This window comes from Phenylobacterium sp. CCH9-H3, assembly GCF_001557235.1.
Taxonomy (GTDB): Bacteria; Pseudomonadota; Alphaproteobacteria; order Caulobacterales; family Caulobacteraceae; genus Phenylobacterium.
The window spans coordinates 1-8,304 of the sequence record NZ_LSJI01000014.1 but is presented as its reverse complement, the minus strand read 5'-3'; the positions used below and the strand labels follow the sequence as shown (position 1 = coordinate 8,304).

The following is an 8,304-nucleotide window of genomic DNA, read 5'->3' as shown; positions in this document are numbered from 1 at the left end:
CCCATCTTCGCGCCCCCGCCCGGCGCCCCCATGTCCTTCGCCGACATCTTCGACCGGGTCTCGCCCGCGGTGGTGTCGATCAATGTGACCAGCCGCGTGGACACGAGCGCCCTGCGCCAGATCCCGGGCCTGCCGTTCGTCCTGCCGGGACCGCGCGGCGGCGGTCAGGACGATGACGACGATCAGGGCGGGCGCACCGAGCGCGGCCAGCCCCGCCTGCCGACCCAGCAGTCGTCGGGCTCCGGCTTCTTCATCTCGGCCGACGGCTACATCGTCACCAACAACCACGTGGTCGAGAACGCTGAGAGCATCAAAGTCGTCCTGAAGGACGAAACGGAGCTCGACGCCGAGGTGGTGGGCCGCGACGAGGCCACCGACCTGGCCGTGCTCAAGGTCAAGGGGCGCGCGGGGCCGTTCCCCTTCGTGAACTTCGAGAACGCCGGCAAGCCGCGGGTGGGCGACTGGGTCATCACCGTGGGCAACCCGTTCGGCCTGGGCGGCACGGCCACCGCGGGGATCGTCTCGGCCTACGGCCGCGACATCGGCGAGACGTTCGTCGACTACATCCAGATCGACGCCCCCATCAACCGGGGCAACTCGGGCGGCCCGACGTTTGACGTCTATGGCCGCGTGATCGGCGTGAACACGGCGATCTTCTCGCCGTCGGGCGGTTCGGTGGGCATCGGCTTCGCCATTCCGTCCGAGGTGGCCGAGACGGTCACCAAGCAGCTGATCAGCGGCGGCAAGATCGAACGTGGCTACATCGGCGCTACGATCCAGAATTTCACCACCGAGATGGCGGAAGCCCAGGGCCTCGAGAACCAGCGCGGCGCCATCGTCGCCGACATCTCGCCGGGCGGCCCGTCGCAACGCGCCGGCCTGCAGATCGGCGACGTCGTCGTGGCCGTGAACGGCGTGGCCGTGAAGAGCTCGTCCGACCTCACGCGGCAGGTGGCCCGTGTCCGCGCCGGTGAGAACCTCCGGCTCGACGTGATCCGCGACGGCAAGCGCCGCAACGTGGACGTCCGCTCCGGCGTGCGTCCGTCCGAGCGCGAGCTGGCCGCCAACGACAACACCGGTCCGGGCGGGCGCCCCGGCGCGCCTGGGACTGCGCCTGGCGCGGGCGCGCCCGTGCTCGGCATGTCGCTAGGTCCGCTGGACGACACGGCGCGCAATCGCCTGAACCTGCCGGCCACCGTTCGCGGCGCCCTTGTGGAGAACGTCGATCAGGCCTCCGACGCGGGCGCGAAGGGCCTGCGCCGCGGCGACGTCATCACCCTGGCCAACGGCCGGGCGGTGGTGCAGCCGACCGACCTGGCCGCCATCGTCGACGCGGCGAAGAAGGCCGGCCGTTCCAGCGTGCTGGTCGGCGTCTACCGCAATGGCCGCACCGCCTTCCTGCCGATCAAGGTTTCGGGGTAGTTTCCGCCACGGATAGGGCGGGAATCACATGCGGATCCTGATTGTCGAGGACGATCTCGAAGCGGCCGAAGCCATGGCGCGCGGCCTGACCGAGGCTGGCCACGACTGCGTCCGCGGGGCGGACGGCGAGGAGGGCCTGGCCGCCGCCCGGGACGGCGAGTTCGACGTCATGATCGTCGACCGCATGATGCCCAAGATGGACGGCCTGACCCTCGTGGGCACGCTGCGTCGCGAGGGCGACCGGACGCCCGTGCTGTTTCTGTCGGCGCTGGGCGAGGTCGGCGATCGGGTGGACGGCCTGCAGGCCGGCGGCGACGACTACCTGGTCAAGCCGTACGCCTTTCCCGAGCTGATCGCCCGCATCGAGGCCCTGGCGCGCCGCCGGGACACGGGTTCGGTCCAGACCCTGCTCAAGGTCGGCGAGCTGGAAATGGACCTGATCGCCAGGACGGTTCACCGCTCCGGCAAGGAGATCGACCTGCAGCCGCGGGAGTTCCAGCTCCTGGAATTCATGATGCGGCATGCCGGCCAGTCGGTGACGCGCACCATGCTGCTGGAGAAGGTCTGGCACTACCACTTCGATCCACAGACCAACGTCATCGACGTCCACATCTCCCGGCTGCGGTCCAAGATCGACAAAGGGTTCGACCGGCCGATGCTGCAGACGGTGCGCGGCGCGGGCTACCGGCTCGACGCTTAGGGGATCCGGCGCGTGGCCGTGCGCATGCCGCGCATCTTCCGGACGGCGCCCTTCCGGCTGACGCTGCTGTTCGTGCTGCTGTTCGCCAGCGCGGCGTTCGCCTTCCTGGCCTACATCTACGTCGCCACCGCCGGCGAGGCGACGCGGCGCACCGACCAGGAAATCCGGCGCGAGATGCGCAGCCTCGTCGACGTCTACGACCGCGCCGGGATCGACGCGGTGAACCAGTCGCTGATCCAGCGCGCCGCGAGCGAGAAGCCGTTTCTCTATCTGCTGCTCACCAAGGATGGACGGCGCATTTCCGGCTCCATCGAGGAGAGCCCGGTGGAGGACTTCGCGGACGAACCGGCCTGGGCGACGTTCCAGGTGACCGACGTGGACGCCGAGGGCCGGGAGGTGAAGCACCCGGCTCGCGGCCTGCAGCGGAAGCTCGGCGGCGGCGAGATCCTGTTCGTGGGCGCCGACGCCGGCGAGGACGAGGCCTATGTGGCGCGCGTGGTGCGCGCGCTCTGGGCTTCGGTCGCCCTGGTGGTCCTGCTGGGCCTGGCGGGCGGCCTGCTGGTCAGCCGAAATGTCTCGCGCACGATGGTGGACCTGATCAGCGTCGTCGAGCGCGTGCGCAATGGAGAGCAGGGGGTCCGCGCCCGGGTCCGCGGCGCGCGGGACGAGTTCGACGAACTCGCCCAGGGGGTCAACGAGATGCTGGACCGGCTCGAACGCTCGATGCAGGGGCACAAGCACGCCGGCGACGCCATCGCCCACGACCTCCGCTCGCCCTTGACCCGCCTGCGCGCCCGGCTCGAGACCGCCTACATCGATGTGGAGGCCGGCAAGGGGAACGCCGAGGAGGCCCTGGCCCAGGCGCTGGAGGACACCGATGGGGTGCTGAAGACCTTCGGCGCCGTGCTGTCGATCGCCCGCCTGCAGGCCGCTGGCCAGGCGCCCAATCCCACCCTTTTCGACCCTGCGGACCTGGCCGCCGACATCAGCGAGCTCTACGAGCCCTTCTGCGAGGAGAAGGACATCGAATATGCGGCCGAAATCGCCAAGGACCTGACCGTCCGCGGCAACCGCGAGTTCCTGGCCCAGGCTCTGGCGAACATTCTCGACAACGCGGTGAAGTACACGCCGGCGGGCGGGGCCATCATGCTGCGCGTGCGGCGTCGGTCGTCGGGCGAGGTGGAGTTCTCGGTGACCGATACCGGACCGGGCGTGCCGGACGAGGACCGCGAACGGGTGATCCAGCGCTTCGTCCGCCTGGAGAATAGCCGCAACGAACCGGGGGCGGGACTAGGCCTTTCGCTGGTGGCGGCCGTGGCCGAGGCGCACGGGGGGCGGCTGGAACTGTCCGAGGGGCCCGGCAAGGTCGGCGAGATGGGCCCTGGCCTGCGCGTGGCCTTCATCCTGCCCCGCGCCTAACGGCGCTCCAGCATTCGATCGACCGAGAACCGTCCTGGCCCATGCGTGGCCAGCACCAGGCCGATGAGCACCAGGCATTGCGAGCCGAACGATCCGCGCCACCCCTGCAGATGGTCGACCATCACGATGGCGATGACGAAGTTCAGCGCGCAGGCCAGGCCCGCCCAGCGGGTCGCCAGGCCCAGGATGAACAGCACGCCTACGGCGAACTGCAGCCAGACATCGAAGGGGGCGAGCAGCTCGGGCATAGGAAAGCCGAACTGACGAAGGAATTTGATGAACGTCGCCATGTGTTCGGCGCTGGTGATGTTGTCCCAGACGCCCCAGACCAGAAAGGCGCCCACGCCGACGCGCAGAGCCAGGAAGGCCAGGTCGGTTCCGGCGGTGAGGTGGGGAAGCGTGATGAGACGGTTCATTGCAGCAGCCCTCCGACGTCCCGATGATGCGTGACATGAGTCCCGACGCAACCGGAACGCAACGCCTGGCCGCCCGCCTGCAGCCCTGTGGCCCCGTGCTCGACGTGAAGGCCGCCGAACGGCTGCGCGGCATCGTCGCCAACCGGATCTGGACGCCCGACCTGGACCAGGCGTGGCCGGCGCTGGCGCCGGTGTTCGGAGCCTCGCCCTATCTCGCCGGCCTCGCCCGCCGCGACCCCGAGCGACTGGCCGCGCTGCTGGCGGACGATCCCGCGTCCCGGCTGGCCGACATCCTGGCCCGTACGGCGGCCGTGGCCGACGTGCTGCCGGAGGCTGCCCAGGCGCCGCTGCGGCTCTTGAAGCAGGAACTTCACCTGCTGACCGCGCTGGCCGACCTGGGCGGCGTCTGGGACCTGGACCAAGTGACCTCCGCGCTCACCTGCTTCGCTGACGCCGCGGTGGCGGCGGCGCTGACCTCGGCTGCCCGCGGCGAGCTGGAGGCCGGCCGTCTGGCCCGGCTGGGGGAGGGCGCCGGTGGCCCCGTGCCGGGCTGGTTCTGCGTCGCCATGGGCAAGCAGGGCGCCTACGAACTGAACTACTCCAGCGACATCGACGTGTCGGTCTTCTTCGAGCCGGAGCCGCTGGCCGAGGCGCTCGCCGAGGGCGTCGAGGTGCAGGCCTTCGCGGTGCGGCTGACCCAGCGGGTGTCGGATCTGATGCAGGCGCGCACGCCCGACGGCTACGTCTTCCGGATGGACCTGCGGCTGCGTCCCGACCCGTCCTCGACGCCGCCGGCCGTGCCGGTGCCCGCCGCGCTCGAATACTACGAGACGGTCGGCCAGAACTGGGAACGGGCGGCGTTCATCAAGGCGCGGGCCTGCGCCGGCGACATGGCCGCCGCCAAGCGCTTCCTGGCCGAGCTCTCGCCCTACATCTGGCGCAAGAACCTTGATTTCGCGGCCATCGCCGACATCCACGCGATCAAGCGCCAGATCCACGCCCACAAGGTCGATGAGCGGGTGTCGGCCAAAGGCGTCGACCTGAAGCTGGGCCGGGGCGGCATTCGCGAAATCGAATTCTACGTTCAGACCCAGCAACTGATCCTGGGCGGCCGCCACCCGGAGCTTCGCAGCCCGCGGACCCTGGACGCGCTTGCCGCCCTGGCGCAGGCGGGCCACGTCACCCGGGCGACTGCCGCCGAACTCACGGAAGCCTACCGACGCCTGCGCGCCGTCGAGCATCGGATCCAGATGCTGGAGGATGAGCAGACCCACAAGCTGCCCGAGTCCGACGTCGACCGCCGCCGGGTGGCCGCCCTGTCCGGCCCCGCGCTCCTCCGCAGCTTCGACGCCGATATCACCCGCACCTTGAAGGCGGTGAACGTCCGCTACGCCGAACTCTTCCCGGACGAGGAGCCGTTGTCGTCGCGGTTCGGCAGCCTGGTGTTCACGGGCGTCGACGACGACCCCGAGACGCTGGCCACCATCGGCCGCATGGGCTTCTCCAATCCGGCCCGGGTGTCGCAGACCATCCGCGCGTGGCACCATGGCCACGTGGCGGCGACCCGGACCGAGCGCGGCCGCGAGCTGTTCACCCGGCTGGCGCCGCGCCTGCTGGAGGCCGCCCATGCCACCGGCGCGCCGGACGTCGCCTTCAACCGCTTCTGCGACTTCTTCGGCGGCATCAGCAGCGGCGTGCAGCTCCAGTCCCTGTTCCTGGCCCAGCCGAAGCTGTTCGAACTGGTGGTCCAGGTGCTGGCCTTCGCGCCGAAGCTGGCGAACACCCTGGCCCGTCGCCCGGCGGCTATCGACGCCATGGTGGACCCCGACTTCTTCAGCGAGATCGAGATCGCCGCCGAGCGGGCCGACATGCAGCGGGCCGTCTCGCGAGCTGGTGGCTTCGAAGCGGCCATGGACGTCGTGCGCCGCCTGCACCGGGAGCAAGCCTTCCGCGTCGGCGTCCAGGTGATGAGCGGCGCCGCCTCGGCCGAGGCGGCGGGCCGCGCCTTCGCCGATCTTGCCGACCTGTGCATCGAAAGCCTGGCGCCCGCTGCGCTCGCCGAGACCATCCGCCTAGGCGGGGAGTTCGCGGGCGAGGTGGCGGTGGTCGCCCTGGGCAAATGCGGGTCGCGGGAGATGAGCGCCTCGTCCGACCTGGACCTCATGACCCTCTACCGCGCCGCGGACCCGGCCGCCGCCTCCGCCGTCAAGGGCTGGGACGCCTCGGCCTTCTACGGCCGCTTCACCCAGCGCCTGATCGCGGCCCTGTCGAGCCCAACGGCTGAGGGCCAGCTCTACGAGGTGGACATGCAGCTGCGGCCGTCTGGCACCAAGGGGCCGGTGGCGGTGAGTTTCGCGGCCTTCGACCACTATTACGAGGGCGAGGCCGAGACCTGGGAGCTCCTGGCGCTGACCCGCGCGCGGGTGGCGTGGGCCACCTCCCCAGGGTTCGCCGCTGACGCGGAGGCCGCCATCGACGCGGCGCTGCGCCGGCCGCGCGACGCGAAGAAGACGGCGCGCGACGTGCGCGACATGCGCAAGCTGCTGGAAGAGGAGCGGCCGCCAAAGGGCGACTGGGACTTGAAGCTGTCGCCGGGCGGCCTGGTCGACATCGAGTTCGCCGCCCAGTTCCAGCAGCTGGTCCACGCCGCTGAGGGCGGACCCCTGTCGCCCAACACCGCGCAGGCGCTGGCGGCGCTCGGGGCCGCGGGCCTGGCCGCGCCCGAGCCGCTGGAAGCGCTGCAGCGCGCCTGGCGGTTGCAGCAGAACCTCACCCAGCTCCTGAAGGTGGCCCTCGACGACAACCCCGAGCCCGGGCAGGAGCCGAAGGCCTTCCAGGCTCTCCTCGCCCGGGCCGGAGAAGCCAAGACGCTCAAGGCGCTGCAGACGCGGCTGAAAACGGCGCAGGCGGCGGCGCGCGCGGCCTATCTGGCGGTGGTGAAAGCGTGAGCGACGGAATGCGCGCCATGCGGCGTGAAAGAACTCGGGGGCACGGACACTGACTTCCGAGGACACATGAACCGAATTCTTCTCGCCACTGTCGCCGCCGCCCTGATGGCGAGCGCCGCGCACGCCCAGCCGATGGGCCAACGCCAGCCGACGAACCCGGACACGGACCGCGACGGCAAGGTGACCCTCGCCGAATTCAGGGTCTCCAGCGCCGAGCGCCAGGCGCGCATGTTCGCTCGTATGGACACGAACAAGGACGGCAAGATCACCCAGGCCGAGGCGGACGCGGCCGCCAAGGCGGCTCAGGCTGCCGGCCCTGAGGGGCGCAAGGGCGGCGCTCCGGGCGGCATGATCATGCGTATGGACGCCGACAAGGACGGCGCCGTCACCAGGGCGGAGCTGACCGCCATGACGGACCGCCGCTTCCAGATGGCCGACAGCAACAAGGATGGGTGGCTCTCGAAAGGGGAGTTGCTCATGATGCGGCAACGGCGTGGCGGCCCGGGCGCTCAGTAGCACCGCCGCCGCCCGGGGCGAGGTCAGGCTTGGGGGATCCCGACGAGGAGCTCGTGTTGCGTGTCGCGGCGGGCGATCCCGCCGCAGTGCGCGCCCTCGTCGCCCGCAAGCTGCCGCGCCTGCTGTCCCTGGCGGGCCGTATGCTGGGCGACAGCGGCGAGGCCGAGGACGTCGCCCAGGAGACGTTCCTGCGGGTCTGGAAGCACGCGCCGAAGTGGACGCCGGGCGCCGCACGCTTCGACACCTGGCTGCACCGCGTGGCGCTGAACCTCTGCTACGACCGGCTGCGGCGCCGGCGCGAGATCGCGTACGCGGAGCCGCCGGAGCGGGCGGACGAAAGCCCAGGCCCGGATCGCGGCCTTCAGGCGTCGGACACCGGCCGCCGCGTGGCCCAGGCGCTTCAGGCCTTGCCGGAACGCCAGCGGGAGGCGGTGGTGCTCTGCCACTACCAGGAGCTCGGCAATATCGAAGCCGCCGCGGTGATGGGGATAAGCGTCGAGGCGGTGGAAAGCCTGCTGGGGCGCGGCCGTCGGGCCTTGCGAGCGGCCCTGGCGGACCTGAAGGAGGGACGGGATGACTCCTGATCGTTTCGAGGCCCTCGCGGAAGCCTATGGCGGCGACGTCGCCCGCTGGCCAGAGGACGAGCGCGAGGCTGCCGCCGAGGTGATGGCGTCGCGGCCTGCGTGGGCGCGCGATGTCCTCTCCCAAGCTGCGGCGTTGGATACCCTGCTGGACGCCTTCGAACGCCCCCACGGCTCGGTGGGCCTCGCGGCGCGGATCGCCGCCAGCGCGCCGCGTCCACACCGGCGCCGCTGGGTCGACTGGCTGCTGCCCGCGGGCATGGGGGTTGGCCTGGCCGCCGCGTGCGTGGCGGGGGTGGTGG

Annotated in this window: 8 protein-coding genes; 7 read left to right on the top strand and 1 reads right to left on the bottom strand. The window is 71.0% G+C overall.

The genetic code is table 11. The features are described from left to right. From AX721_RS00865 to AX721_RS00855, 3 genes are all read left to right on the top strand, one after another. On the top strand, window positions 1-1,422 hold a 1,422-nt coding region (locus tag AX721_RS00865; protein ID WP_068874040.1), incomplete at its 5' end, for a Do family serine endopeptidase. A gap of 28 nt (window positions 1,423-1,450) precedes the next feature. After that, a complete protein-coding gene (locus tag AX721_RS00860; RefSeq protein WP_068874037.1) occupies window positions 1,451-2,122 on the top strand; it encodes a response regulator transcription factor in 672 nt (223 codons plus the stop codon). Window positions 2,123-2,140: 18 nt separating this feature from the next. Beyond that, window positions 2,141-3,541, top strand: a complete 1,401-nt coding sequence (locus AX721_RS00855; RefSeq protein ID WP_068874039.1) for a HAMP domain-containing sensor histidine kinase — start codon at window positions 2,141-2,143, stop codon at window positions 3,539-3,541. On the opposite strand, the gene AX721_RS00850 is transcribed toward AX721_RS00855, so the two are convergent. Continuing rightward, window positions 3,538-3,957 (bottom strand): DoxX family protein, encoded by a 420-nt coding sequence (locus tag AX721_RS00850; protein ID WP_068874036.1) that lies wholly within the window; start codon window positions 3,955-3,957, stop codon window positions 3,538-3,540. The genes AX721_RS00855 and AX721_RS00850 overlap by 4 nt on opposite strands. Window positions 3,958-3,992: 35 nt before the next feature. Between AX721_RS00850 and AX721_RS00845 the strand changes: the two genes are divergently transcribed. From AX721_RS00845 to AX721_RS00830, 4 genes are all read left to right on the top strand, one after another. Further along, window positions 3,993-6,905: a bifunctional [glutamine synthetase] adenylyltransferase/[glutamine synthetase]-adenylyl-L-tyrosine phosphorylase gene (locus AX721_RS00845; protein WP_068874038.1), complete on the top strand. Its 2,913-nt coding sequence runs from the start codon at window positions 3,993-3,995 to the stop codon at window positions 6,903-6,905. Between the two features lie 66 nt (window positions 6,906-6,971). Further along, entirely contained in the window at window positions 6,972-7,421 is a 450-nt protein-coding gene (locus tag AX721_RS00840) for an EF-hand domain-containing protein (protein ID WP_068874035.1), read from the top strand. 56 nt (window positions 7,422-7,477) lie between these two features. After that, window positions 7,478-8,005: an RNA polymerase sigma factor gene (locus tag AX721_RS00835; RefSeq protein ID WP_369807884.1), complete on the top strand. Its 528-nt coding sequence runs from the start codon at window positions 7,478-7,480 to the stop codon at window positions 8,003-8,005. Beyond that, on the top strand, window positions 7,995-8,304 hold a 310-nt coding region (locus tag AX721_RS00830), incomplete at its 3' end, for a hypothetical protein (RefSeq protein WP_068874033.1). The genes AX721_RS00835 and AX721_RS00830, both read left to right, overlap by 11 nt.

Excerpts from the sequence above, each read along its gene's own strand:
- AX721_RS00860 (WP_068874037.1), top strand. The coding sequence starts at position 1,451 with ATGCGGATCCTGATTGTCGAGGACGATCTCGAAGCGGCCGAAGCCATG.
- AX721_RS00850 (WP_068874036.1), bottom strand. The coding sequence starts at position 3,957 with ATGAACCGTCTCATCACGCTTCCCCACCTCACCGCCGGAACCGACCTG.
- AX721_RS00845 (WP_068874038.1), top strand. The coding sequence starts at position 3,993 with ATGAGTCCCGACGCAACCGGAACGCAACGCCTGGCCGCCCGCCTGCAG.
- AX721_RS00840 (WP_068874035.1), top strand. The coding sequence starts at position 6,972 with ATGAACCGAATTCTTCTCGCCACTGTCGCCGCCGCCCTGATGGCGAGC.